The following is a 23,552-nucleotide window of genomic DNA, read 5'->3' as shown; positions in this document are numbered from 1 at the left end:
GCTGAGGATGGCTGTCAGCATTCTGTCAGAAAGCGCCGGCGCGACACCGCAACGAAAAAAGCCGCCCGGAAGGCGGCTTTCATCGGATCGGTCTTGCGATTGACGGCAGCGACGGCTCAGCGCGGCGCCAGAACCATCATCATCTGACGGCCTTCCAGCTTCGGCTCGGCCTCCACCTTGGCGATCGCCTGGGTATCGTCCTTGACCTGAAGCAGGAGCTTCATGCCCAGTTCCTGGTGGGCCATTTCGCGGCCGCGGAACTTCAGCGTGACCTTGACCTTGTCGCCGTCCTCGAAGAACCGGTTCATCGCCTTCATCTTCACGTCGTAGTCGTGCGTGTCGATGTTCGGGCGCATCTTGATTTCTTTGATTTCGACGATCTTCTGCTTCTTGCGCGCTTCGGCCGCCTTCTTCTGGTTGGCGTATTTCAGCTTGCCAAGATCCAGAATCTTGCACACCGGCGGTTCGGAGTTCGGTGCGATTTCTACCAGATCAAGACCGGCCTCTTCCGCCATGCGGAGCGCCTGGTCGATCGGCACGACGCCGATATTCTGGCCTTCGGCATCGATAAGCTGAACCCGGGGAACCCGGATTTCCTTGTTTGAGCGCGGCCCCTCCTTGACTGGGGCGTCCGCTTTGAACGGTCTGCGAATGGTCGTACTCTCCTCGAGCTATTTCCGAAATGTAGTTAATTCGATCATCGGCGCGATCACAAACGAAGCGCCTGAATCTGTCACCGACGGCAATGTGTGAATTGCGGCGCCAGAGTCAATAGCACGGCTTGCAAGGAAAATCACCACCTGTCGATACCAAGGCGAATCTGTTTTAGAAAGAAAATCGCCAGCGAAACCGGCCTTTGGAGAGAAATGCATGCAGGATACGCCAGCCGAGACGGAAATCAGCTTCATCGACGTCGGTGTGTCTGCGGCCGGGCGCAGGATCGCGATGCGCGTGCGCCGCCCGGAGAAGCCATTGGGACAGCCGACGCTCGTCTGGCTCGGCGGTTACCGCTCGGACATGACCGGCACCAAGGCGGTCGAGGTCGAGCGCTACGCCATCGAACGGGGTGCGGCATGCGTTCGGTTCGACTATTCCGGCCACGGCTCCTCCGGCGGCGCCTTCACCGACGGCACGATCTCGCGCTGGCTCGAGGAGAGCCTTGCGGTCATCGATCAGGCGGCGCCGGGCCGCGTCGTACTGATCGGCTCGTCGATGGGCTGCTGGATCGCACTGCGTGCCATCCAGGAGCTCAGGCGGCGTGGCGACGGATCGCGCGTCGCCGGCCTCGTGCTGATCGCGCCGGCACCGGATTTCACCGCGGAACTGATCGAACCCAACCTGACGGAAGCGGAGAGGACCTCGCTTGCCGAACGCGGCTATTTCGAGGAACCCTCCGAATATAGCCCGGAGCCGAACATCTTCACCCGCGCCCTCATCGAAGACGGGCGCGCCAACCGGGTGCTCGACGGTACGATCACCACCGGCTGCCCCGTGCACATCCTGCAGGGCATGCGCGATCCCGACGTGCCCTATACCCATGCGCTGCGGCTGATGGAGCACCTGCCGTCCGACGATGTCGTCATGACGCTCATCCGCGACGGCGACCATCGCCTTTCGCGTGAAGAAGACATCGCTAAAATGAAGCAGGCCATCGGCACGATGCTCGCCTGAGCCTCGGGCGGAAAAACCGCCCGCCCCTTCCGCCACGACTTTCCCAAAAGCCTGTCCAGCGCCGCAGATCGCCTGCGGCGCAACGGTTTGCGCGCGCACAGCCCCGCCTTTAACCATAAAACCCGATGCGCCGATTCCGGCGATTGACTCTGCAGCTCCGACGTTATTAACTCTTTATTAACGATTAGAGCAGCAGCGGGGGCGATCCTAAAGAAGCTGCCTTCAACTCAGGATTGCGCGAATACGTCCGGACAGGAAGAGCCCGGCATACCGCGTTGCAGGGGATTTGTATGGCGTCTTGGACTGGGGTTAAGGGAAGTATCGCGGCGTTTTGCGCACTTTTCATTTCAGCAAACACGGCAATTCCTGCACAAGCAGGTTCCTCTCCATGGATGCAGACCGGCTCCGCCACGTCACAGCCGATCGGTCACTATGAGTTCTGCCAGAAATACAAGAGCGAATGCAACGTGCGCTCCAAGGGAACGGTTGCTCCGCGCGTGACCGAACGCGGCTGGGCCGCCATCCGGCAGGTGAATGCTGCGGTCAATCGCGAGATCATGCCGGTCACTGACCTGGAACTGTACGGCCGGGACGAGGTCTGGTCCTATCCTGACAACGCCGGTGACTGCGAGGACTTCGTGCTCGAAAAGCGCAAGCGTTTGATGAACAAGGGCTTCTCGGCGAGCGATCTCCTGATCACCGTCGTCCGCAAGCCCGATGGCGAAGGCCATGCGGTGCTGACGGTGCGCACGTCGCAGGGCGACTTCGTGCTCGACAATCTCGAGAACGGCGTCAAGCTCTGGACGCAGACACCCTATCGCTATCTGAAGCGTCAGGCCTCGAACCACAGCGGCCGCTGGGTCACCATCGAGAACGGCGCGGAAGTCGTCGTCGGTTCAGTCGGCAACTGATCCGGAGCAAAGTACAGGGTTTCAAAAAAGGGCCGGTCAGACCGGCCCTTTTTCACGTCCATCGCTCGCCCGTCACGCGTTGCCGATCAGAATGCCGGCCGCGAGCACCAGACCACCGCCGAGCACCACCTGGAATGCCGCCCGCAGGAACGGGGTCTCCATGTAGCGGTTCTGGATGAAGGCGATCGCCCAGAGTTCGAAGAAGACGATCACGGCCGCGGTAACGGTCGCCGTCCAGAAATGCGGGATCAGATAGGGCAATGCGTGGCCGAGACCGCCCAATGCCGTCATGATGCCGGAAGCGAGGCCGCGCTTGATCGGCGAACCGCGGCCGGAGAGCTTGCCATCGTCGTGGGCGGCCTCGGTGAAACCCATGGAAATCCCGGCGCCGACAGAGGCTGACAGACCCACCAGGAAGGTCTGCCAGGTGTCCTGCGTCGCGAAGGCGGCGGCAAAGATCGGCGCAAGCGTCGAGACCGAGCCGTCCATCAGGCCGGCGAGACCGGGTTGAACGAAAGTCAGGATGAACTGACGGCGCGAGGTCTGATCCTCCTCGGCGCGCACAGCTTCGGGCGTGTGCTCCTCACCAAGTCGGCGTGCCAACGATTCATGCGACTTCTCGGCAATGGCGAGATCGCCGAGCAACTTGCGTGTGGCGGCATCCTGGGTTCGCGCCGCCGCCTCGACATAGAAGCGGTGCGCCGTCTCCTCCATCGCTTCGGCTTCCTCGCGCGCCTTTTCGATCGGCATTTCGGCAATCAGCCAGTCGGGCTTGCGCTCCGGAAAGTCGCGCACGTGTTCGCGCCGGATGAGCGGAATGCGGCTGCCGAAGCGCTGCACATGCAGATCGATCAACCACTGCCTGTGGTGGCTTTCCTCCTCCGCCATCTCCTCGAACACTTTTGCCGAGTGCGGATATTGCCGCCGGAGCGCGTCGGCATAGGCGAGATAGATGCGCCCGTCGTCCTCTTCGGACGAGATTGCGAGCGCCAGGATTTCCTGCTCGCTCAAGGAAAGAAAAGGGCGCTTGGACCGGGAGAAGAGACTCGAAAACATTGAGAGAAAACCTTCTTTAGAATAATTCTAAAAATAGAAAACCAAGTCGGCACCGTCAAGGTCAAAGCCATGCAAACATGCGACAATCTCTCGACAGAGCGTCGCGGCTCAGCCACCATGCGGGGTCACGACGTCAGTCCCCTCCCTTCCCGGAGCGATCGCCTCGATGAGGACCATCTATCCGCTTTCAGAAAGCAAGGACACGTTGCTGGATCGTCTCGGCGCCAGGCTTGCCGCGCGCCTGCAGGCGCAGACGTCCGGCTATGAGCCCTATACCCCTTCCGATCAGGAAACCCTGGCGCGCACGCTTCGCCCGGGCGACGTTCTCTTGATCGAGGGCAACCAGAAGGTTTCGGCCGCGATCAAATATCTGACGCAATCGACCTGGTCGCATGCCGCCTTCTTTGCCGGCGACCAGATGCCGCTGACGCTCGATCAGGCGACGCTGCCGGTCATCGAGCGGCCGCAACTCATCGAGGTCAATATCGGCGAGGGCTGCGTTGCGGTGCCGCTGAAGAAATATGCCTCGTTCAACACGCGCGTCTGCCGGCCGATCGCATTGACGCCGGATGATCGCACGGCGCTTGTCGGCTTCATGATCTCGCGGCTCGGGATGAAATACGACCTGAAGAACATCCTCGACATGCTGCGCTATTTCATGCCGACGCCACCAGTGCCCGTGCGCTGGCGCCGGCGCCTGCTGGCCTTCGGCTCCGGCGATCCGACGCGGGCGATCTGCTCGACGCTGATTGCGGCCGCCTTCGAGCAGATTCGCTACCCGATCCTGCCCGAGGTCACCCGGGCGCCCGGGCGGGCCGCAGCGACCTCGACCTATTCACGCGAGGAGATCCTGCACATCCGGCACCACTCGCTCTATACGCCGCGCGATTTCGATCTCTCGCCCTTCTTCGCGATCGTGAAGCCGACGCTCGAGTTCGGCTTCGACTACAAGCGGCTGCGCTGGCACGGCGACAGCGATCACCCGTTCAAAGGTTGAGGGTAAGCGCCTGTTCGCGCGCCATGAAATCGCGCTGGCGATCGGTGATGTAGTCGCGCACGATCGGCGCCGCATCCCGCGAGCGCGAGAGCTGCATGTGGAAGACGAGCTGGCTGCCGGTGCGGAACATCATCTCGGCGCTGATCAGGTAGAACTCCCACATGCGGGCGAAGCGCTCGTCGTAGAGGGCGATCACCTTGTCGCGGTTCGCCTCGAAGCGCGCGCCCCAATGGGCGAGCGTCGTCGCGTAATGCACCCGCAGGAATTCGAGATCCGTGACCCAGAGGCTGTTGCGCTCGACGACCTCGAAGACCTCCGAAAGCGCCGGCGAATAGGCGCCGGGGAAGATGTATTTCCGGAGCCAGGGGCTCGCCATGCCGGGCGGGCTCATATGGCCGATCGAATGCAGCACCGCGAGGCCGTCGTCCGGCATCAGCGCGTTCAGCTTCTTGAAGAATTCGTCATAGTGATGCACGCCGACATGCTCGAACATGCCGACCGAAACGATACGGTCGAACGGCCCCTGGACATCGCGATAGTCCCTAAGCTCGAAGCGCACCCGGTCCGACAGCCCGGCCGCGCGCGCCCGTTCCGTGGCCAGCGCCTGCTGTTCCTTGGAAAGGGTCACGCCGAGCACCTGCACATCCGCAAGTTCGGCAAGGTACATCGCGAGATCGCCCCAGCCGCAGCCGATATCGAGCACCTTCATGCCGGGTTCGAGGCAGAGCTTGGCGGCGAGCAGCCTCAACTTGTTGCGCTGCGCCTTCTCGAGCGTCTCGTTGGGTTCGCGGAAATAGGCGCAGGAGTAGAGCATGTTCTCGTCGAGGAACAGCTTGTAGAATTCGTTGCCGAGATCGTAGTGATGCGCGACGTTCTGCTGCGCCTTACCCTTGGGGTTTGCCTGCTGGCGCTTGCGGAAGCGCATCTTCACCGCGCGCAGCAGCTTCTGGATCGGGTAGGAGCCGAGCGAAAGGCGGTTGATCGAGAACAGCGTCAGGAAGTCCCTGAGCGTCGAGCCCTCCTCGAAGCGCATGGTGCCGTCCATATAGGCTTCCCCGGCGGCGAGTTCCGCATTGAAGACGAGGCTGCGGTAGAGCTTCCTGTCGGTGAGCCGCATCGTCACTTCGGGCCCAGGCGTGCCGGAAAAGACGTGCCTTTTGCCATCGGCGTCGATCACCGTCAGGCGACCCTTGCGAATGAACGACTTCATCATATGCGACAATGGAAACATGCAGGCCCTCTCGTGACAAACCGTCGTATTGGCAGCGGCCGCATCCTAGCACCCGTTTTTCGAAATGCGCTCCTTAAATTTCTGGTTGCCGATCACGGCTCCCGAAACGAAAACGGGGACGGCCGCTTTCGCTGCCGTCCCCGTCCAAAAACGACTTGGGCCTAGGCCTCAGTCCTTGGCGCGCTCGACATAGGAGCCGTCTTCCGTCGCGATGACGACGCGGGTGCCGGCCTGGATGTGCGGCGGAACGAGCGTGCGAACGCCGTTCGACAGAACCGCCGGCTTATAGGACGACGACGCCGTCTGGCCCTTGACGACCGGTTCGGTCTCGGTGATTTCGAGGATCACGTGGCGCGGCAGGTCGATGGCGATCGCCAGGCCTTCGTGAATCGAAAGCATGACCGCCATGCCTTCCTGCAGGTAAGCCTTGAGATCGCCGATGTCTTCGGCGGTCATGACCAGCTGGTCATAGCTTTCCGGGTTCATGAAGTGGAAGCCTTCGGCGTCTTCGTAAAGGAAGGTGTGCTCGCGGTCTTCGACGAAGGCGCGCTCGACCTGCTCGGTCGTACGGTAACGCTCGGAGACCTTAACACCATCGGAAATGCGGCGCATGTCGACCTGGGTAACCGGCGTACCCTTGCCCGGGTGGAAGTTCTGCGCGGTAAGCACGACATAGAGCTTGCCGTCGACGTCGAGAACGTTGCCCTTACGGACAGATGAAGCGATGACCTTGACCATTAGTCTTCCTTGTAACAGAGGTATGCGCGACACGACGGGCCGGAAACACTGGCCCTGAAGGAGGCGGAAAGAAGGATTTCGCGCCGCCACTACCCTAATTTCGTGCAAATAGCCAGCCTGAGCCGGCATCTGCGCGAAGAAAGCCTGGACTGAACCGATCATGTCGCATGCCTCACCCTGGTGGACACCCGATGTCCATGCCGACCGGCGCCCGTTTCTTCTCGGCCGCAACCGGATCCAATCGGCATTGCGCCGGTTCTTCGAGACACGCGATTTCATCGAGGTCGACACAGCGACGCTGCAGGTCTCGCCCGGCAACGAGGCGCATCTGCACGCCTTCGCGACAGAGGCGCTCAACCACGACGGCTCCGGCCATCCTCTCTACCTGCACACCTCGCCGGAATTCGCCTGCAAGAAGCTGCTTTCCGCCGGCGAACGGCGCATCGCCTGCTTTGCCCATGTCTACCGCAACCGCGAGCGCGGGCCGCTGCATCACCCCGAGTTCACCATGCTCGAATGGTACCGCGCCGGCGAGAGCTACGAGGCGCTGATGCGCGATTGCGCCGAGATCCTGGCGCTCGCGGCGGAGACCACCGGCACCAGGCAATTCACCTTCCAGGGACATGCCTGCGATCCCTTCGCCGCGCCCGAGCGCCTCAGCGTCGCCAAAGCCTTCGAGCGCTTCGCCGGCATCGACCTATTGGCGTCGATCGCCGCCGACGGCGAAACCGACCGCGATCGCCTCGCCTCGGCCATGATGACGGTCGGCCTGCGGGTCGCGTCCGATGACACCTGGGCGGATCTCTTCAGCCGCGTGCTCGTGGAAAAGGTCGAGCCGCATCTCGGCTTCGGCCGTGCGACGATCCTCGACGAATATCCGACAGCAGAAGCGGCACTGGCGCGGCCGGCCGGGCGCGACCGGCGGGTCGCCGAACGTTTCGAGCTCTATGCCTGCGGCGTCGAGCTCGCCAATGCCTTTGGCGAGCTGACCGACGCAGCGGAGCAACGCCGGCGCTTCGAGATGGAGATGGCCGAAAAGGCACGCGTCTATGGCGAGACCTATCCGCTCGACGAGGATTTTCTGGCGGCGCTCGCCATCATGCCGCAAGCGAGCGGCATCGCACTCGGCTTCGACCGGCTGGTGATGCTGGCAACCGGTGCGTCTCGCATCGACCAGGTTCTCTGGGCGCCGGTGGCGGAGACGCAGCCGTGAACGCCAACCGTCCGATCAAGACCGCACGCGAGCTGGTGGAAGCCGGTCTCGTCGACAGCTCCCGGGCGGCCGCCATTGCCGCGGTCGCCGAGCGCTACGCCGTCGCGATCAGCCCTGTCATCGCCGAGCTCATCGACCCAAGCGATCCCTCGGATCCGATTGCCCGGCAATTCGTGCCGGATGCCGCCGAACTGACGCTGTTGCCTGAGGAGCGCGAAGACCCGATCGGCGACAAGCCGCACAGCCCCGTCACGGGCATCGTCCACCGCTATCCGGACCGCGTGCTCTTAAAGGCCGTGCATGTCTGTCCGGTCTATTGCCGCTTCTGCTTCCGTCGCGAGATGGTCGGGCCGCAGGGGCTTGGCACGCTGACGCCGGCCGAACTCGACGCGGCGATCGCCTACATCGCTGATCATGAGGAAATATGGGAAGTGATCCTCACCGGCGGCGATCCGCTGGTGCTTTCGCCGCGACGGCTAACCGAGCTCATGGAGCGGCTGAAGCCGATCCCGCACGTGAAGATCGTCCGCTTCCACACGCGGGTGCCGGTGGTCGAACCATCGCGCATCGATGCCGACCTGATCGAGGCGCTGAAATCCAGCGGCAAGGCGACCTATGTGGCGCTGCATGCCAACCACCCGCGCGAGCTGACGCAAGAGGCGCGCGCCGCCGCGGCGCGCCTGATCGATGCCGGCATCGTCATGATCAGCCAGTCGGTGCTCTTGAAGGGCGTCAATGACGATGCTGAGATATTGGCCGCGCTGATGCGCGCCTTCGTCGAAACCCGGATCAAACCTTATTACCTGCACCATCCGGACCTGGCACCGGGCACCAGCCATTTCCGCCTGACGATCGAGGAAGGCCAGGCGCTGGTCGCCGCCTTGCGCGGCCGGGTCTCCGGCCTCTGCCAGCCGACCTATATCCTCGACATTCCCGGCGGCCACGGCAAGGCCGTGATCAGTGCGGCGACGATCGCCGCCGATGGCGGCGGCTGCTACACGGTCACCGATTTTCGCGGCGGCGAGCACGGCTACCCGCCGAAAGGCTGATACGCGAGAAATCACGTCTCGCCAACCTATTGAAACTTCATCAAAATATCTGGAAGCCACATTTTTCTTAGTGCCTTGCGGCGGAAAAATCGCAAAGGCGCGTCACAGGTATCCTGCGTCGATCGTCACATGGTCATAAGCAACACGACAACGATGGAGTTGAGACCATGACCGATACGAAAGCCGTCCGCTACGAACAGGAAATCCCCGATGTGCTCGCATCGCTCGCCGATGTGCACAAGGCCATGGACCTGCACGGGCTCGACCGGACGATCCACAATCTCGTGCAGCTTCGCGCCTCGCAGATCAACCGCTGCGGTTTCTGCGTGAAGATGCACACCAAGGAATCCCGTGCCGAAGGCGAAAGCAGCGAGCGGCTCGACCGCATTATCGTCTGGGACCAGGTCAATGATTTCACGCCGCGCGAGAAGGCAGCACTTGCCTGGACCGAAGCGCTGACGGAACTCGAACCGCGTACCGATTTCGCACCGCTCCGCGCCGAGCTGCGCCGGCATTTCAGCGAAAAGGAGATCAGCGTCATCACCTCGACGGTGGCGATGATCAACCTTTGGAACCGTATCCAGATTTCGAGGCACTGACATGAACGACAGGCAGCACATGCAGATCTTCGAGGAGGCGCGCCCGCGCCTTCTCGGCCTCGCCTATCGCATCCTCGGTTCGCGCGCGGATGCGGAGGATGCGGTGCAGGACACCTTCCTGAAGTGGCAGGAGATCGATCGCGCGGCGATCGAAACCCCTGCGGCCTGGCTGACGACCGCGTGTACGCGCCGCTGCCTCGATCTCTTGAAGGCCGCGCATCGCAAGCGCGTCGACTATGTCGGTGCGTGGCTGCCCGAACCGATCCACACGGCGAGCGAGGACAATGCCGAAGAGAAGCTGGCGCTGACCTCTTCGTTGACGACGGCGTTCCTGCTGATGCTCGAACGGCTGACGCCGAAGGAGCGCGCCGCCTATCTGTTGCACGAGATTTTTGGCCAGCCCTATGACGAGGTGGCCGAAACCTTGGACATGCAGGAGGCGGCCGCCCGTAAGCTGGTGTCGCGTGCCAAGACGAATATCGGCCTGGAGAAAGCCCGGCACCAGACGCCGCGCGAGCGGCAGGACGCGCTGCTGTCGGCCTTCCATCAGGCGATCCACGGCGGCAGTGTCGCCGGGCTTTCAGCGCTTCTTTCGGCCGACGTGAAGCTGACGGCCGACGGCGGCGGCAAGGTGGCAACCGTGCTTGGCGTGCTCTCCGGCAAAGAGACGGTGCTCGCCTTCATCATCGATCGGCTCACCGAATACTGGGCGCACTACACCTGGGAAATCGGCGACATCAATGGCGGCCGCGGCATCGTGCTTCGGGACGAGGCGAAAAACGAAATCGCCGCGACGGTCGCCTTCGGCTATGACGGTGACGGAAACGTCGACGACATCTTCATCATGCGCAACCCGGACAAGCTTACGCATCTTGGCGAGGCTGCGCTCCACTGACATGGCGGCACCGCCGAAGCGAACGCGATCTCCCGATACCGGATGAGCCGGTGCGCGTCCGCCGCGATGCCCCCCGTGAGGTACTGACATGCTTGAAAAAACACCCACTCCGCAACAGGAAGCGGGCTGGCGCGCGCTGCTGACAGGCGAAAACGCCGTGCACTCGCTCGTGCTCAGCGGCGGCGTCGCGCTGCATGCGCTCAACGTCTATGTGGTGACGACGATCATGCCGTCGATCGTGCGCGAGGTCGGCGGGCTCGAATATTACGCCTGGAGCACCACCGTCTTCGTTGCCGCTTCCATTCTCGGCGCCGCATTGTCGGCGCGGCTGCTCGGTGCCGTTGGCGCCGGTGGTGCCTATGCGATCGGCGCGCTCGTCTTCGGCTGGGGGACGCTGTTCTGCGCCACGACCCCTTCGATGGCGATGCTGCTTGCCGGCCGCGCGATCCAGGGTTTCGGCGGCGGCCTGCTCTATGCGCTCGCCTATGGCGTGATCCGGCAGGTGTTCCGGCCCGAACTCTGGACTCGTGCCATCGGCCTGATTTCGGCAACCTGGGGAACGGCGACCTTGGTCGGACCGGCAATCGGCGGCATGTTTGCCGAGTTCGCCACCTGGCGCATGGCTTTCTGGTCGCTGCTGCCGCTGACGGCGCTGCTTGCCGCCCTCGCCTTCTCGACGCTGCCGCGCAAGGCCACCGCCGAAGAAGGGCGCACGCCGCTTCCGCTGCTGCAACTCCTGCTTCTGGTCGGCATCGTACTGGCGCTTTCGGTTGCGAGCACGCGCACCATGGCGCTCGAACAAATTGGCTGCGTCGGAGCCGCGATCTTCCTGTTCCTGAGCCTGCTGTTCGTCGAGCGTCGGGCGGCGGGCAAGCTTTTGCCCTCCGGCAGCTTCACCCTCTCCTCCCCGCTGGCCGCCCTTTATGTTACGATCACGCTGCTGATGGTCGGCCTGCAGCCGGAAATCTATGTGCCGTACCTGCTGCAGGAACTGCATGAGCTGTCGCCGCTGGTGGCCGGCTATATCGCAGCGCTGATGTCGATCGGCTGGACGGCAGGATCGATGACGAGCGCCCACTGGCACGGAGAGCGGGCGAAGAAGACGATTTTTGCCGGTCCGGCCTTCGGTTTCATCGGCCTGACCCTGATCGCCCTGTTCATGCCGATTGCAGGCGCAGAGTTCCTTGTCATCGCCGCACCGCTCTGCATCGGCATCATCGCGGTCGGCTTCGGCATGGGTTTCGCCTGGCCGCATATCGTCACGGCGGTTTACGAGTTCGCGCCAGAGGGCGAAGCGGAGAAGGCATCGAGCTCGATCACCACGGTCCAGCTCTTTGCCGCAGCGCTCGGCGCGGCGCTTGCCGGGCTGACCGCCAACCTCGCCGGCATTGAGTCGTCGTCGCAGGGTGGCGTGGCACTGGCGACGGCCTGGCTCTTCGGTCTGTTCGCGCTGCTGCCGGCACTGGCGGTGCTGACGGCCAGGCGCGTGTGGCACGCAAGACGAGCGACGGCCTAGGCCTTGTCGGGTATTGCGGCCTGCCGAAACGACAGCGGGCCGCGACCCAAGGACTGCGGCACCGCTGACCCGTTCGACGGCGTCGTCGGGAGGAGACGATGGAAGCCGAGAGCATCGGCCTTCATGGCGTGCGCGAAACGTTGCTGATCACACTCCGGGCGAAGGCTGCGGAGAGCGCGTTTTCCGATTCCCTTCTGCGCGATCGCTTTGCGGCCGAGCTGATGCGACGCCTCGACGGCAAGGCGAAAGCGCCTGATGTCGGGCACGACATGACGATCGGCATCGCGGTTCGCGCCTATCTGCTCGACCGATGGACCCGAGCCTTCATCCAAAGCCACCCCGATGCGGTCGTGCTCAATCTCGGCTGCGGCCTCGATACACGGATCCTCCGGCTCGATCCGCCGTCCTCCGTCGCCTGGTTCGAGGTCGACTTTCCGGATGTGATCGCCTTGCGGCAGCAGCTCTTCCCCGAGCGCATCGGCTGCACCGCGATCGCCTCGTCCATTACCGAGCGGGATTGGATCGACCGCATCCCCGATGACCGGCCGACGATCGTCGTCGCCGAAGGCGTGCTGCCCTATCTTCGCGACCAGGAGGTGCGCGACCTCATGCGACGGCTTGTCACCTGCCTTGCCGGCGGTGAGATCGTCTTCGACGCCTATAGCCATCTCGGCATCGAGCTTCTGCGCTTCAATCCGTCCTTGCGCGCAACGGGCGCGGAGCTTCGCTGGGGGATCGAAGACGCACGGGCGCTGGAACGGGAGGTGCCCGGGCTGACGCTGCTCGAAGACATCCATGACTACGATGCCGCGCAGATTGCGCGCATGTCGCCGATGGCGCGGATCGCGATTCAGTTCGTCAGCGCGATCCCCATGCTGCGCCGTATGGGGCGCCTGCTGCGCTACCGTTTCAAACAAAGATAAAAGGGGCCGCGCCTCGCGGCGCAGCCCCTCGATAACAAGCAGTCGATGTCTGCCGATCAGGCCTTGATCGGAGCGATCGAGATTTCGACGCGGCGGTTCTGCGCACGGCCGGCTTCCGTTGCGTTGGAGGCGATCGGACGCTCCTTGCCGTAGCCCATGGCCGACATGCGGCGCTGGTCGACGCCCTGGCCTGCCAGATAGTTGGCTACCGAGGCGGCGCGGCGCTCGGAAAGGCCCTGGTTGTAGGAGGCGCTGCCGGTCGAATCGGTATGGCCGTCGACGTCGATCAACGTCTTGTTGAACTTGCGCAGCACGATCGCCACCGAGTTCAGCGTGTCGTAGAAGGCCGGGATCACCTGGTCGCGGTCGGTCGCAAAGGTGATGTTCGACGGCATGTTGAGGATGATGCGGTCGCCGGCGCGGGTCACGGAGACACCGGTGCCCTGAAGCTGGGCGCGCAGCTCCGCTTCCTGCTGGTCCATGTAGTTGCCGATCAGGCCGCCGCCAAGACCACCGATCGCGGCGCCGACGAGGGCTGCGTCGCGCCGGCCTGCGGCACTGCCGCCGACGAGCAGACCGGTCGCGGCACCGAGGCCTGCGCCGATCAGCGCGCCACCGGCCGTGTTCGACATCTTCTGTTCACCCGTATAGGGATCGGTGGTGGTGCATCCCGAAAGATAGATGGCCGCAACAGCCAGAATGGCGCATTTCTTGATCATGGAATCAGTTGTCCCCATTGGTGCTCGAAAGTGCTTCATACTAGCGATTGCGGCAGGAAGATGAAGAGGCGCCCCAATCACGCCATGGTTTAACGGCAAATGCCGTTTCGCCCGGTTATGGTGTGCCGGTCAGGCCACACCATAACCGATCCTTCACATGCCCTTGGTAGGACGGGCGTCCAGACGACCAGGATGAAATGTGCGCGGCTTCGCGCCGCCACTTATTGATAAAGACGAGGCAAGGTTTGATGGCAATCGAGTTCGGCGACACGCAACGCGGTCTCAGCGACACGCTCAACGGCATGATTGCCTCCATCCGTGGCGAGACGATCACGCTGCGCGAGTTGATGACGGAGATCGGCGAACAGGGCTTCCTGCTGCTTTGTGCATTGCTAACGCTGCCGTTCCTGTTGCCGGTATCGATCCCCGGCGTCAGTACCGTTTTTGGCGCCGCGATCATCCTGATCTCCGTATCGGTCACGCTCAACCGCCTGCCCTGGGTGCCGCAGCGCATTCTCGACCGCAAGATCGAAACCGAGAAGTTGGTGCCGACCCTGCAGAAGGGGGCGAGCATCGTTTCCAAGCTCGACCGCTACGTGCGGCCGCGCCTCGGCTTCCTGACGCAGGGCGCGGTGATGAATCGCTTCAACGGCCTGATGATCATGGCCGGTGGCATTCTCTTGATGTTCCCGCTCGGGCTCATCCCGCTGTCGAACACGCTGCCGGGGATCGCGATCCTCTTACTCTCGCTCGGCATTATCCAACGCGACGGACTGATGGTGGCCGGCGGTTATCTCTTCCTGATTGCGACGACCGTCTATTTCACCGTGCTTGCCTATATGGCCTTCGCCGCCGGCCAGGGACTTTCGTCGTTCTTCGTCTCCTGACGCACCCGCGCGCGCCAAAAGCGAATCCGGCCCGGCATTGCTGCCGGGCGCGGTCTTGCTACGCGGCCAGTCCGCCGAAAGCCCTGTAACTGGCGAAGTCGGTGCGGATGCCGAGCGTCTTCATCAGGGCTTCGCGATCGAGGCCAAGGTTGCGGTCGAACTCACCCAGAGCGGCAGCGACCTTCGGCGCGACATCGGCGCTGGCAAACTCGATCATGGTGATGAAATCGAACTGGCCGGGACCGGCGTGCTGCTCCAGGAACAGGTCCTTCACATAGCCATCCTGCTTGCGGATGACCGCAAGCGTCTTGCCGACAAGCTCGACGAACTGCTGCCGCGCCTCGACCGGCACGGTGTATTTGTTGATGCGGTACAGCGGCGCTACGACTGCCGTTTCGGGTGCGGTGCTCATTGCTCTTTTCCTCTGATCTCTTTTGGACAAGAGCAGGCGTACGACCTCAAGCATAGTTGAGGTCAATAGAGAGCATCGCTCTTTTCGGAAAAGGCTCTTCAGCCGGAAATGCCCTTCAGCACATTGGCAACGTTGAGGCCGATTTCCGGCACGCCGTAGCCGCCCTCCATGCAGACGACGACCGGCAGGCCGGTGCGCTTCAGCGCTTCGCCCATGCGGATATAGTCCTCGGACGTCAGCCGGAAGAACGAGATCGGATCGCGCTCGAAGGTGTCGACGCCGAGCGAGACGACCAGAGCTTCGGCACCGAAGGCCTCGATGCGCGAAAGCGCATCGGCCATGGCCTCCGACCAGGCGTCGAAGAGCGTGCCGCGCGGCAACGGATAGTTCCTCGTCGTACCGAGGCCTTCGCCTGCACCCTCCTCGTCGGCAAAGCCGAGAAAATACGGGAAGGCATCGACCGGATCGCCATGGAGCGAGGCGAAGAAGACGTCGCCGCGCTCGTAGAAGATATCCTGGGTGCCGTTGCCGTGATGGAAATCGACGTCGAGCACGGCAAGCTTTGCGGCACCGTGGTCCCGCAGGCGCTGCGCGGCACAGGCGGCATTGTTGATGAAGGAATAGCCGCCGTAGAGATCGATCGCCGCATGATGACCGGGCGGCCGGCAGAGCGCGAAAGCCGCACGGCTGCCGGCGTGAATATGATCGGCGGCCGAGATGGCGCAGTCCATCGCCGCACGGGCAGCGGCATAGGTGCCTTCGGTGATCGCCGTTTCCGCCGCGAAGGAATAATAGCCGAGCGCGCCGTCGATATCCTTCGGCGGGCGCTGGCGCATGCGCCGGGCCGGGAAGCAGGCCGGGATCGCTTCGCCGCGATAACCGTCGGCGGCCCAGCGCGACCAGGCGGTTTCGAGAAAATCGAGATAGTCGGCCGCATGCAGCTTGCGCGCGACCCCAAGACCGTGACGCTCGGGGGCGACGACATCACGGAAGCCCGCTTCCTTTACTGCCGCCAGAATCCACTCGGCACGAAACGGCGCCTCGAAGGGCGGCACGAGTTCGCCGCCGAAGAGCTCGGTCTTGGCGTCGCGGAGCTTGTGGTCCTCGGTGTAGAAGATGCGCATGGGGTATCCTGAAGAGGCAGACGGTGCCGGTACCCTACCCCAGGCTATTGACTTCGCAAACTGAGCGAAGCCCCCTCATTCGGCCTGCCGGCCACCTCCCCCCCCCCCCGCAAGCGGGGGCGAAGGACACGCGCGGCACCCTCCGCCCGCATTCACTACTCTCAGCATATCCTGTGATGACAGGTGAGGCCTCTGCGGCTCTTCCACGTCCCCTCTCCCCGCAGGCGGGGAGAGGGTGAGGGGCAATCGCGAAGGGCAAGACGCAAATAAATGCCGCTAATCCGCAATCCGTTTGTAGAAGAAGGTCGTGGCGCAAAGGCCGCCTTCCGGCCACATCGCGTAATCCGGAATGACACCGACGCGCTCCCAGCCAAGGCGGGGATAGATCGCCTCCGCCTCGCTGCCGGTCGCCGTATCGAGCACCAGCAACGTCTTGCCACGGGCCGCGGCTTCGCGCTCGACCGCCTCCATCAGCCGCCGCGCCAAGCCCTTGCCGCGGGCGGCGCGATGGACGAGCAATTTCTTGAGGTCGCCGCGGTGCGGCTGGTTCGGCATCTGAGCGACGCCGACCTGGACGGTGCCGAGGATGCGGCCTGCTTCCTCCGCCACCACCAGCAGCGTTTCGTTCGCCGCGACCGCTTCGACGACGCCCCGCCAATAGGTAAGTGCGCTTTCCGGCGGATAGGGCTGCATGAAACCGACCGAGGCGCCACCCTCGACGCAATCGGACAGTACCTCGGCAAGCGCCGGCATGGCAGCGCGCGCTTGCACTTCATCGAGTAAGCGGATCTGGAAATCGGGCATGGTCAAACCTTGGTGCGGCAAAGGATGACGGCATAGCGAGCCGGCTCATCATGCGGATTGCGGAAGATGTGGCCCGCGCCCAAGCCCATGAACAGGCAGTCGCCTGGCTCGAGCGAATGGGAGCCGGATTCGGTTGTGAGTTCCAGCCGGCCGGAAAACAGCCAGAGATGCTGGGTGATGCCCCGGTCGGACGGTTGGCGCTCGAACACGACACGGGCGCCCGGCGGAAACTCGACCTCGACGATATCGACCGGCGAACTGAGACCATCGGGCGAAACCGAGCGGCGCAGATAGCCGGATTCAGGATCGCGCCAGAGCCGCTGGTCGGCCCGCTTTGCGATCGGCGATGCCTCCTTGGTCTCGAAGGCAAAAAGGGCAGAGAGCGTCGTCGAGAGCGCGCTGCAGAGCTTGGCGAGAAGCTGGGCGGTCGGGCTCGCCTCACCGCGCTCGATGCGCGAGATCATCGCGCGGCTGACGCCGGAACTGCCGGCAAGATCGTCGAGCGTCAGGTTCTGTTCCGTGCGCAGCGTGCGGATCCGCTCGCCGATGGCATATTCCAGGGGGTCGGTGAAGTTTTCCATTATTTGAGATTGCATTTCTCATATAGTGGAGTCAAGCCTGAGAAAGTTTAAAATACGGGCATACGATGCCGCTTTGACGACAGCACGACAAAGCCTTTTCGGCTATGGTGACAGTTTCGCGAGCAGAAACGAGAAAAGCTTACACTTCAATACTTTAGATAGTTCTCATCGATCACGCCCGTGCGCCCTTCAGGTGCGCCTTCATCGACAGGTTGGACATGACACAGCAGCCCTCCTCGCTGACCTCGATCGCCAGCATCGTCATCTCGATGACGGCGGTTGCGATCGGCAACGGCATGATGCTCGCCTATGTGCCCTTCGCGCTGACGCGTTCAGACGCGCCGGACTGGGTGCCGGGCGCGGCCGTCACCATGATCGCCTTCGGCGGGCTGATCGGCTGCGTCATCGCCGGGCCGATGATCCGCCGCGTCGGCCATGCCCGCGCCTTCTCCTGCTCGATGGCGCTCGTCATCCTCTCGGCGCTGACGATCGCGCTCGGCATGCATCCGCTCCTGTGGGTGCTTGCCCGCGGCCTTTACGGCGCATCCGGCAACACCAATTTCATCATCGCCCAGAGCTGGCTCAACCATGCCAGCGAGAACCACTGGCGCGGCAAGGCGATGGCGCTGTTCTACATGGCCTATGTCATCGGGCTCGGCACCGGCGCCTGGCTGTTCGGGCAGATCCCGGCCGACGGCAACCTGCCGCCGCTGGTCACCATCTTCTTCACGGCGCTTGCTCTCCTGCCGATCGGGCTGACGCGGCTGCCGACGCCGCCGGCGCCCGCCAAGGTCAGCATCGATATCCCGATGGTCTGGCGCAATTCCCCCGTCGCCTTCATCGGCGTGCTTGCCGCCGGCGGCCTGTCGATGGTGGTGCAGGGCTTCACGCCGATCTATGCCGCCGCCAACGACGTCAGCCAGAGCGATGTCGCCAACCTGATGTTCGTCATGCAATTCGGCCTTATCGCCATCCAGTATCCGATGGGAACGCTGTCCGACCGGATCGACCGGCGCCTCGTGCTGATCGGCACCTGCCTGTTGATCCTCGCCGCCGGATTCTTCGCACTGTCTGCCTCCTTTAGCAATCTGATCTTGCTGATGCTGGTCTTCGCGCTCTTTGCCGGCGCGGTCGAGACCGTCTATTCGATCGCCAACGCCCATGCCAACGACCGCACCGATCCCGCCGATTTCGTGCCGCTTGCCAGCACCATGCTGGTCGCCTGGTCGATCGCCGCGACCGTCGTGCCGATGCTGGTGACGCTCACGACGCCCATCTTCGGGCAGCGCACCTTCATCTATGCAGCGATGGCCGTGGCCGCCCTCTACGCCCTCTTCGTGCTCATGCGGCTGAGGAAACGCGACGAGGTTCCGGTGGCCGAGCGCGAGAGCTTCGAGATCAGGAGTGCACAGGTGCCGAATGCCGGCGCGCTCGTCGATGCCGAGGCGGGCGCCGAATAGGCCGATTTATAGTGAACGAAGCCTTCATTTCCCGCTTTGCGGCGGTTGAAGGCGCTGCTATATGCGGCCCATGAGCACAACATCTTCGAAGACGCCCCTTTCGCATATCCGCAACTTCTCGATCGTGGCCCACATCGACCACGGCAAGTCGACGCTTGCCGACCGGCTGATCCAATCCACCGGCGGCCTCGCCGAGCGCGAGATGTCCGAGCAGGTGCTCGACAGCATGGATATCGAACGCGAGCGCGGCATCACCATCAAGGCCCAGACGGTGCGCCTGCACTACAAGGCCAATGATGGCGAAACCTATGTGCTGAACCTGATCGACACCCCCGGCCACGTCGACTTCGCCTACGAAGTCTCGCGTTCGCTGTCGGCCTGCGAAGGCTCGCTGCTCGTCGTCGACGCATCCCAGGGCGTCGAAGCCCAGACGCTCGCCAACGTCTATCAGGCGATCGACAACAACCACGAGCTCGTCACCGTGCTCAACAAGATCGACCTGCCGGCGGCCGAACCCGACCGCATCAAGGAGCAGATCGAGGAAGTGATCGGCATCGACGCTTCCGACGCGGTGCTGATTTCGGCGAAAACCGGCCTCGGCATCCCTGATGTGCTCGAGGCGATCGTTACCAAGCTGCCGGCGCCGAAGAGCGAAGGCGGCGATGCGGCCCCCTTGAAGGCACTGCTGGTCGATAGCTGGTACGACACCTATCTGGGCGTCATGGTTCTCGTGCGCATCATCGACGGGACGCTCAAAAAGGGCATGACCATCCGCATGATGGGCACCGACGCCAAGTACACGATCGAACGCGTCGGCGTGCTGACGCCGAAGATGGTCAATATGGAAGCGCTTGGTCCCGGCGAAATCGGCTTCATCACCGCTTCGATCAAGGAAGTGGCCGATACCCGCGTCGGCGATACCATCACCGAGGACAAGCGCCCGACCGACAAGGCCCTGCCGGGCTTCAAGCCGGCGCAGCCGGTGGTTTTCTGCGGCCTCTTCCCGGTCGACGCTGCCGACTTCGAAGACCTGCGCTCGGCGATGGGCAAGCTGCGCCTCAACGACGCGTCGTTCTCCTTCGAAATGGAATCGTCGGCCGCTCTCGGCTTCGGCTTCCGCTGCGGCTTCCTCGGCCTGCTGCATCTCGAGATCATCCAGGAACGCCTGGAGCGCGAGTTCGATCTCGACCTGATCGCAACGGCGCCTTCGGTCGTCTACAAGCTGTTCATGACCGACGGCACGGAGCGCGAGCTGCACAACCCGGCCGACATGCCCGACGTCGTCAAGATCGACGAGATCCATGAGCCGTGGATCCGCGCGACGATCCTGACCCCCGACGACTATCTCGGCGGCATCCTCAAGCTCTGCCAGGACCGTCGCGGCATCCAGATCGAGCTGACCTATGTCGGCACCCGCGCGATGCTGACCTACGACCTGCCGCTCAACGAAGTCGTCTTCGACTTCTACGACCGCCTGAAGTCGATCTCCAAGGGCTATGCCTCCTTCGACTACCAGATCACCGAGCACAAGGAAGGTAACCTTGTGAAGATGTCGATCCTCGTCAACGGCGAGCCGGTCGACGCGCTGTCGATGATGGTGCACCGGATGGCGGCGGAAAAGCGCGGCCGCGAAATGTGCGAGAAGCTCAAGGAGCTGATCCCGAAGCACATGTTCAAGATCCCGATCCAGGCGGCGATCGGCGGCAACGTCATCGCCCGCGAAACCATCTCGGCGCTGCGCAAGGACGTGACGGCCAAGTGCTACGGCGGCGACGCCACCCGCAAGCGCAAGCTCTTGGAAAAGCAGAAGGCCGGCAAAAAGCGCATGCGCCAGTTCGGCAAGGTGGAAATCCCGCAGGAAGCCTTCATCGCCGCGCTCAAGATGGGCGACGAGTAGGCGAGCATGCCTCTAAGGTTGAAAGGGCGCCCTCGGGTCGCCCTTTTTAGTTTGGGCCTGAGCTGTGCATGGCCGAGTTGTGGGTGGCATTCAAGAGCGCCGTGCCGGCGATATGGGTGCGTGAATGGATCCTCGGGTCAAGCCCGAGGATGGCGACCTATTGAGGAGTCGGCGACTCAGGCAGCGAAGCGAAGCGCTCCACCCCTCAAAGCAAATACCGCTTCGAAATCCGATCCACCAACTGCCCGTCCTTCAGCGGCACGGCCTTGTCGACCTTGTAGTCGACGAAGCCCATCTTGCCGTAATAGGCGAGGCCGCCCAGGTTGTCGGCGCGGATGGTGGCGTTGAGCGCCTTGAGGCCGATCGAGCGGGCGTGGTCGCAAGTGGCCTTGAAGAGCGCGGTGCCGGCGCCGGGCACCTTGTTGCCGGGGCGGGAGAAGGTGCCGATGTCGGCCCAGTCCTCGGGTATTCCGTCCCAGCGGTCCAGCGCCTGGAAAGCGCAAGGTTCACCATTCTCGTCCTCGGCGACGAAGCAGCTCACAAAACCGGGGCCGGCGAGATAGTGCGCCACGAAGCTTTCGGGCGTGAACGGCGTCTGGTGAGCGGTGGTGCCGCCGATCCGGATGATCTCGTTCAGGAAGGCACAGAGTGCCGGTGCGTCGTCAGGTCGCGCCGGGCGCACATGGATCGTCTTCATCTCATTCGTCATCGAAAATTGTCCTTCTGAAAATCGTCCGGATCATTTCATCCGTCCGTGGAACGATAGGGATGACCCGGCCCTTGCAATCACACAGTTCCGAACAGAGCCGGTTCACGCGTCCCCCGATATAGGGGCGCCGGGCAGCGGCCGCGCCGGGTTGCCGACGACGATCGCGGCGGCCGCCACGTCCTTCGTCACCACCGAACCCGCGCCGACGATCGCGCCGTCGCCGATCGTGACCCCGCCGAGAATGATCGCCCCGCCGCCGATCCAGACATCCGAGCCGATCGTCACCGGGCGAGCGACTTCGAGGCCTTGCCTCCGAAGCACGGCATCCTTGTGGTGTTCGGCGCAATAGATCTGCACGCTTGGCCCGAGCATCGTCCCCTCGCCGATCGTCACCCGGCCGCTATCGAGGATGGTGCAGCCGGCGTTGAGATAGACGCGGGCGCCGAGATGGATGTTGATGCCGTAAGAGCAATGGAACGGCGCCTCGATGAAGACGTCATCGGCGACCGCGGCAAATAGCGCGCGCAAGGCAGGTGCCATGTTTCCGCGTTCGGTCGGCGGCATGGTGCTGTGCTGGTGGACCGCTTCACGCGCCGTGAGGCGAAGTGCGTCGAGTTCGTCGTCGAGGCACGAGTACCATTCGCCGGCGGCCATCTTGTCGCGTTCGCTGGCGGTCACGCTTTTGCCTTTGCTTCCGCCGCCTCGCGCCGTGCCAGACTTTGGGCCGGCCACATGGTCTTCATGTCGTAATAGACCTCGAAGGTCGGGGCGCCACCTTCGAGCGACAGCCACTTCACCTTGGAGCGGGTGAAAATGTGCGCGTCCGGCGGGAAGTCCGAGGGCCGATCGAGGCTGGCAATGCGGAGGAAGGAGAGCCAGCCGCGCCGGCCGTAGTCGCTCCAGAGCGCCGTCTGGCATTCGGCGCAGCGATAGACGTCGTGTGGACGGCCGCTGTCGGTGGGGAGCGTGACGACGACGGGCTCGCCCTCGGTGAGTTCGATGTTCTCGTGCTCGATGACGCCGTTGACGACGAAAGCGCTGCCGACCTGGCGCTGGCAATCGCTGCAGTGACAGCAGTTGACGAACATCGGCGCGGCCTTCAGCCGATAGCGGATCTTGCCGCAGAAGCAGCCGCCGTTCAGTGTTTCACTCATCCGTCTACCTCCTCCAGGACCGGATCCTTATTCACTCCGACGCCCTCCCGGCGACCGATCGTCGCCACCCAGGCGCGCGCCAGCGCCAGGCCGGCAGCATCGGCCTCTCGGCCATGGCGGGCTGCGTGCTCGCGATAGCGGGCAAGCCAGGTGGGGTCGAGCCGGTTGATCGTATCCGGGAAGGCGCGGTTCCAATCCTCGACCAGGTGCGTGTCCGCCTCGAAATGGAATTGAGTGCCATAGGCGGCGCGGCCGATGCGGAAGGCCTGATGGGTGGTGGCGGCGTTTTCGGCGAGATGCACGGCCCCATCAGGCAGTGTGAAGGTGTCGCCGTGCCATTGGAAGATCGGGAAGCTCTGGCCGACGCTGGACAGCACCGGGTCCTCGGCGCCTTCGCTGCGCACCTGGATCTGGCACCAGCCGAACTCCCTGGCGGCGCCCAGCAGATTTTCTGCGCCATAGGCCCGCGCGAGAAGCTGGCTTCCGAGGCAGATGCCAAGCACGGAGCGGCCGCTGTCGCCGAAAGCGCGCATCAGCGCGGCAAGATCAGGCAGATAGGGATAGGCGGCATCATCGAGCGCGGTCTGCTCGCCACCGAGCACGACCAGCGCATCATAACCGTCGGGCGTTGCCGGCATGGTATCGCCAAGATAGGCGCGAACGATCTCGATCTGCGCCTTGACCTCGCGAAGCGCCGTGCCGACCTGGCCGAGCTCGGTCTTCGCCATGTTTTCAACCACCAATACCCGCATCGTCACCTTCCCTTCGCCGTCGCGAACCGAGATTGACCACGAGCGCGGCCGCCGTTCAAGAGGCACGATGATCCGCGCCCCGCGCTTTGCCGCGCCCCGGTACGGGTCTTGACTTCCTGGTCAAACTTTCCGACCCTTGCGGCATCATGATGTCGACGACTTCTTCCTCTCACTGCTTCCGGGTGTGCCCGATCGCAGGAACCTGACCCCGGCCCGGATGTTTGCGCTCTCCGGGTGAGGGGAGCCCTTTCGCG

At 63.5% G+C, this 23,552-nt stretch carries 25 protein-coding genes; 12 read left to right on the top strand and 13 right to left on the bottom strand.

All coding sequences use genetic code 11. The features are described 5' to 3' along the window. Window positions 1-116: 116 nt before the first annotated feature. Window positions 117-653, bottom strand: a complete 537-nt coding sequence (gene infC, locus ACQ5BM_RS10855) for a translation initiation factor IF-3 (protein WP_173518054.1) — start codon at window positions 651-653, stop codon at window positions 117-119. A 217-nt stretch (window positions 654-870) separates the two neighbouring features. Here infC and ACQ5BM_RS10850 point away from each other — a divergent pair, with 217 nt between their 5' ends. Continuing rightward, a complete protein-coding gene (locus ACQ5BM_RS10850) occupies window positions 871-1,671 on the top strand; it encodes an alpha/beta hydrolase (protein ID WP_429810787.1) in 801 nt (266 codons plus the stop codon). 290 nt (window positions 1,672-1,961) lie between these two features. Then, complete coding sequence (locus tag ACQ5BM_RS10845; protein ID WP_429810786.1) at window positions 1,962-2,582, top strand: transglutaminase-like cysteine peptidase; 621 nt, start codon at window positions 1,962-1,964, stop codon at window positions 2,580-2,582. Between the two features lie 72 nt (window positions 2,583-2,654). Here ACQ5BM_RS10845 and mbfA read toward each other — a convergent pair whose 3' ends face one another. After that, window positions 2,655-3,638: an iron exporter MbfA gene (mbfA, locus tag ACQ5BM_RS10840; protein ID WP_429810785.1), complete on the bottom strand. Its 984-nt coding sequence runs from the start codon at window positions 3,636-3,638 to the stop codon at window positions 2,655-2,657. Window positions 3,639-3,804: 166 nt separating this feature from the next. Here mbfA and ACQ5BM_RS10835 point away from each other — a divergent pair, with 166 nt between their 5' ends. Continuing rightward, entirely contained in the window at window positions 3,805-4,635 is an 831-nt protein-coding gene (locus ACQ5BM_RS10835) for a lipo-like protein (RefSeq protein WP_429810784.1), read from the top strand. Here ACQ5BM_RS10835 and ACQ5BM_RS10830 read toward each other — a convergent pair. Both ACQ5BM_RS10830 and efp read right to left on the bottom strand, forming a co-directional pair. Further along, entirely contained in the window at window positions 4,625-5,866 is a 1,242-nt protein-coding gene (locus tag ACQ5BM_RS10830; RefSeq protein WP_429810783.1) for a class I SAM-dependent methyltransferase, read from the bottom strand. The genes ACQ5BM_RS10835 and ACQ5BM_RS10830 overlap by 11 nt on opposite strands. A gap of 168 nt (window positions 5,867-6,034) precedes the next feature. Further along, the gene (gene efp / locus ACQ5BM_RS10825; protein WP_429810782.1) at window positions 6,035-6,604 is read right to left on the bottom strand and encodes an elongation factor P; all 570 of its coding nucleotides are present in this window, start codon (window positions 6,602-6,604) and stop codon (window positions 6,035-6,037) included. Window positions 6,605-6,764: 160 nt separating this feature from the next. Between efp and epmA the strand changes: the two genes are divergently transcribed. From epmA to ACQ5BM_RS10795, 6 genes are all read left to right on the top strand, one after another. Then, window positions 6,765-7,817 carry an EF-P lysine aminoacylase EpmA gene (epmA, locus tag ACQ5BM_RS10820; protein ID WP_429810781.1) on the top strand — a complete coding sequence of 351 codons (1,053 nt, stop codon included), beginning with the start codon at window positions 6,765-6,767 and terminating at the stop codon, window positions 7,815-7,817. Further along, window positions 7,814-8,866, top strand: a complete 1,053-nt coding sequence (locus tag ACQ5BM_RS10815; protein ID WP_429810780.1) for a lysine-2,3-aminomutase-like protein — start codon at window positions 7,814-7,816, stop codon at window positions 8,864-8,866. Before epmA ends, ACQ5BM_RS10815 begins: the two co-directional genes overlap by 4 nt. A gap of 167 nt (window positions 8,867-9,033) precedes the next feature. Continuing rightward, complete coding sequence (locus tag ACQ5BM_RS10810; RefSeq protein WP_429810779.1) at window positions 9,034-9,465, top strand: carboxymuconolactone decarboxylase family protein; 432 nt, start codon at window positions 9,034-9,036, stop codon at window positions 9,463-9,465. A gap of 1 nt (window position 9,466) precedes the next feature. Beyond that, window positions 9,467-10,360, top strand: a complete 894-nt coding sequence (gene sigJ / locus ACQ5BM_RS10805) for an RNA polymerase sigma factor SigJ (RefSeq protein WP_429810778.1) — start codon at window positions 9,467-9,469, stop codon at window positions 10,358-10,360. 88 nt (window positions 10,361-10,448) lie between these two features. Next, window positions 10,449-11,876, top strand: a complete 1,428-nt coding sequence (locus ACQ5BM_RS10800) for an MFS transporter (RefSeq protein ID WP_429810777.1) — start codon at window positions 10,449-10,451, stop codon at window positions 11,874-11,876. Between the two features lie 98 nt (window positions 11,877-11,974). After that, the gene (locus ACQ5BM_RS10795; RefSeq protein ID WP_429810776.1) at window positions 11,975-12,799 is read left to right on the top strand and encodes a class I SAM-dependent methyltransferase; all 825 of its coding nucleotides are present in this window, start codon (window positions 11,975-11,977) and stop codon (window positions 12,797-12,799) included. Between the two features lie 56 nt (window positions 12,800-12,855). On the opposite strand, the gene ACQ5BM_RS10790 is transcribed toward ACQ5BM_RS10795, so the two are convergent. Next, the gene (locus ACQ5BM_RS10790) at window positions 12,856-13,518 is read right to left on the bottom strand and encodes an OmpA family protein (RefSeq protein WP_429810775.1); all 663 of its coding nucleotides are present in this window, start codon (window positions 13,516-13,518) and stop codon (window positions 12,856-12,858) included. A gap of 248 nt (window positions 13,519-13,766) precedes the next feature. Here ACQ5BM_RS10790 and ACQ5BM_RS10785 point away from each other — a divergent pair, with 248 nt between their 5' ends. Beyond that, entirely contained in the window at window positions 13,767-14,405 is a 639-nt protein-coding gene (locus ACQ5BM_RS10785; protein ID WP_429810774.1) for an exopolysaccharide biosynthesis protein, read from the top strand. Between the two features lie 58 nt (window positions 14,406-14,463). Here ACQ5BM_RS10785 and ACQ5BM_RS10780 read toward each other — a convergent pair whose 3' ends face one another. The 4 genes from ACQ5BM_RS10780 to ACQ5BM_RS10765 form a co-directional block, all read right to left on the bottom strand. After that, window positions 14,464-14,817, bottom strand: coding sequence for an antibiotic biosynthesis monooxygenase (locus ACQ5BM_RS10780; RefSeq protein WP_429810773.1), 354 nt, complete (start codon window positions 14,815-14,817; stop codon window positions 14,464-14,466). 98 nt (window positions 14,818-14,915) lie between these two features. Continuing rightward, window positions 14,916-15,941, bottom strand: a complete 1,026-nt coding sequence (locus tag ACQ5BM_RS10775; RefSeq protein ID WP_429810772.1) for a histone deacetylase family protein — start codon at window positions 15,939-15,941, stop codon at window positions 14,916-14,918. 276 nt (window positions 15,942-16,217) lie between these two features. Further along, complete coding sequence (locus ACQ5BM_RS10770) at window positions 16,218-16,745, bottom strand: N-acetyltransferase family protein (protein ID WP_429810771.1); 528 nt, start codon at window positions 16,743-16,745, stop codon at window positions 16,218-16,220. Between the two features lie 2 nt (window positions 16,746-16,747). Next, a complete protein-coding gene (locus ACQ5BM_RS10765; protein ID WP_429810770.1) occupies window positions 16,748-17,326 on the bottom strand; it encodes a helix-turn-helix domain-containing protein in 579 nt (192 codons plus the stop codon). A 218-nt stretch (window positions 17,327-17,544) separates the two neighbouring features. Here ACQ5BM_RS10765 and ACQ5BM_RS10760 point away from each other — a divergent pair, with 218 nt between their 5' ends. Both ACQ5BM_RS10760 and lepA read left to right on the top strand, forming a co-directional pair. Next, window positions 17,545-18,786 (top strand): MFS transporter, encoded by a 1,242-nt coding sequence (locus tag ACQ5BM_RS10760; RefSeq protein ID WP_429810769.1) that lies wholly within the window; start codon window positions 17,545-17,547, stop codon window positions 18,784-18,786. A gap of 70 nt (window positions 18,787-18,856) precedes the next feature. Next, on the top strand, window positions 18,857-20,683 hold the full coding sequence (gene lepA, locus ACQ5BM_RS10755; RefSeq protein ID WP_429810768.1) for a translation elongation factor 4: 1,827 nt from the start codon (window positions 18,857-18,859) through the stop codon (window positions 20,681-20,683). A 205-nt stretch (window positions 20,684-20,888) separates the two neighbouring features. On the opposite strand, the gene ACQ5BM_RS10750 is transcribed toward lepA, so the two are convergent. From ACQ5BM_RS10750 to ACQ5BM_RS10735, 4 genes are all read right to left on the bottom strand, one after another. Continuing rightward, window positions 20,889-21,392 carry an N-acetyltransferase family protein gene (locus tag ACQ5BM_RS10750; RefSeq protein ID WP_429810767.1) on the bottom strand — a complete coding sequence of 168 codons (504 nt, stop codon included), beginning with the start codon at window positions 21,390-21,392 and terminating at the stop codon, window positions 20,889-20,891. 102 nt (window positions 21,393-21,494) lie between these two features. Then, on the bottom strand, window positions 21,495-22,070 hold the full coding sequence (locus ACQ5BM_RS10745) for a sugar O-acetyltransferase (RefSeq protein ID WP_429810766.1): 576 nt from the start codon (window positions 22,068-22,070) through the stop codon (window positions 21,495-21,497). After that, window positions 22,067-22,546 (bottom strand): GFA family protein, encoded by a 480-nt coding sequence (locus ACQ5BM_RS10740; protein ID WP_429810765.1) that lies wholly within the window; start codon window positions 22,544-22,546, stop codon window positions 22,067-22,069. Before ACQ5BM_RS10740 ends, ACQ5BM_RS10745 begins: the two co-directional genes overlap by 4 nt. After that, on the bottom strand, window positions 22,543-23,298 hold the full coding sequence (locus ACQ5BM_RS10735; protein WP_429810764.1) for a type 1 glutamine amidotransferase: 756 nt from the start codon (window positions 23,296-23,298) through the stop codon (window positions 22,543-22,545). The genes ACQ5BM_RS10740 and ACQ5BM_RS10735 overlap by 4 nt, the downstream gene beginning before the upstream one ends. Between the last annotated feature and the right edge of the window lie 254 nt (window positions 23,299-23,552).

The sequence above is a fragment of the Ensifer sp. B1-9 genome (assembly GCF_050474445.1).
Taxonomy (GTDB): Bacteria; Pseudomonadota; Alphaproteobacteria; order Rhizobiales; family Rhizobiaceae; genus Ensifer.
Note: the sequence above shows the minus strand (reverse complement) of the source record. Positions and strands in the feature narration are given on the sequence as shown.

Bases quoted from the DNA above. Each gene is read 5' to 3' on its own strand.
- ACQ5BM_RS10785 (WP_429810774.1), top strand. From the start codon at position 13,767: ATGGCAATCGAGTTCGGCGACACGCAACGCGGTCTCAGCGACACGCTC.
- ACQ5BM_RS10740 (WP_429810765.1), bottom strand. From the start codon at position 22,546: ATGAGTGAAACACTGAACGGCGGCTGCTTCTGCGGCAAGATCCGCTAT.
- ACQ5BM_RS10765 (WP_429810770.1), bottom strand. From the start codon at position 17,326: ATGGAAAACTTCACCGACCCCCTGGAATATGCCATCGGCGAGCGGATC.
- epmA (WP_429810781.1), top strand. From the start codon at position 6,765: ATGTCGCATGCCTCACCCTGGTGGACACCCGATGTCCATGCCGACCGG.
- ACQ5BM_RS10850 (WP_429810787.1), top strand. From the start codon at position 871: ATGCAGGATACGCCAGCCGAGACGGAAATCAGCTTCATCGACGTCGGT.
- sigJ (WP_429810778.1), top strand. From the start codon at position 9,467: ATGAACGACAGGCAGCACATGCAGATCTTCGAGGAGGCGCGCCCGCGC.
- ACQ5BM_RS10835 (WP_429810784.1), top strand. From the start codon at position 3,805: ATGAGGACCATCTATCCGCTTTCAGAAAGCAAGGACACGTTGCTGGAT.
- mbfA (WP_429810785.1), bottom strand. From the start codon at position 3,638: ATGTTTTCGAGTCTCTTCTCCCGGTCCAAGCGCCCTTTTCTTTCCTTG.
- ACQ5BM_RS10775 (WP_429810772.1), bottom strand. From the start codon at position 15,941: ATGCGCATCTTCTACACCGAGGACCACAAGCTCCGCGACGCCAAGACC.
- ACQ5BM_RS10790 (WP_429810775.1), bottom strand. From the start codon at position 13,518: ATGATCAAGAAATGCGCCATTCTGGCTGTTGCGGCCATCTATCTTTCG.
- lepA (WP_429810768.1), top strand. From the start codon at position 18,857: ATGAGCACAACATCTTCGAAGACGCCCCTTTCGCATATCCGCAACTTC.
- ACQ5BM_RS10760 (WP_429810769.1), top strand. From the start codon at position 17,545: ATGACACAGCAGCCCTCCTCGCTGACCTCGATCGCCAGCATCGTCATC.
- ACQ5BM_RS10795 (WP_429810776.1), top strand. From the start codon at position 11,975: ATGGAAGCCGAGAGCATCGGCCTTCATGGCGTGCGCGAAACGTTGCTG.
- efp (WP_429810782.1), bottom strand. From the start codon at position 6,604: ATGGTCAAGGTCATCGCTTCATCTGTCCGTAAGGGCAACGTTCTCGAC.
- ACQ5BM_RS10735 (WP_429810764.1), bottom strand. From the start codon at position 23,298: ATGCGGGTATTGGTGGTTGAAAACATGGCGAAGACCGAGCTCGGCCAG.
- ACQ5BM_RS10810 (WP_429810779.1), top strand. From the start codon at position 9,034: ATGACCGATACGAAAGCCGTCCGCTACGAACAGGAAATCCCCGATGTG.
- ACQ5BM_RS10830 (WP_429810783.1), bottom strand. From the start codon at position 5,866: ATGTTTCCATTGTCGCATATGATGAAGTCGTTCATTCGCAAGGGTCGC.
- ACQ5BM_RS10780 (WP_429810773.1), bottom strand. From the start codon at position 14,817: ATGAGCACCGCACCCGAAACGGCAGTCGTAGCGCCGCTGTACCGCATC.
- ACQ5BM_RS10845 (WP_429810786.1), top strand. From the start codon at position 1,962: ATGGCGTCTTGGACTGGGGTTAAGGGAAGTATCGCGGCGTTTTGCGCA.
- ACQ5BM_RS10800 (WP_429810777.1), top strand. From the start codon at position 10,449: ATGCTTGAAAAAACACCCACTCCGCAACAGGAAGCGGGCTGGCGCGCG.
- ACQ5BM_RS10770 (WP_429810771.1), bottom strand. From the start codon at position 16,745: ATGCCCGATTTCCAGATCCGCTTACTCGATGAAGTGCAAGCGCGCGCT.
- ACQ5BM_RS10750 (WP_429810767.1), bottom strand. From the start codon at position 21,392: ATGACGAATGAGATGAAGACGATCCATGTGCGCCCGGCGCGACCTGAC.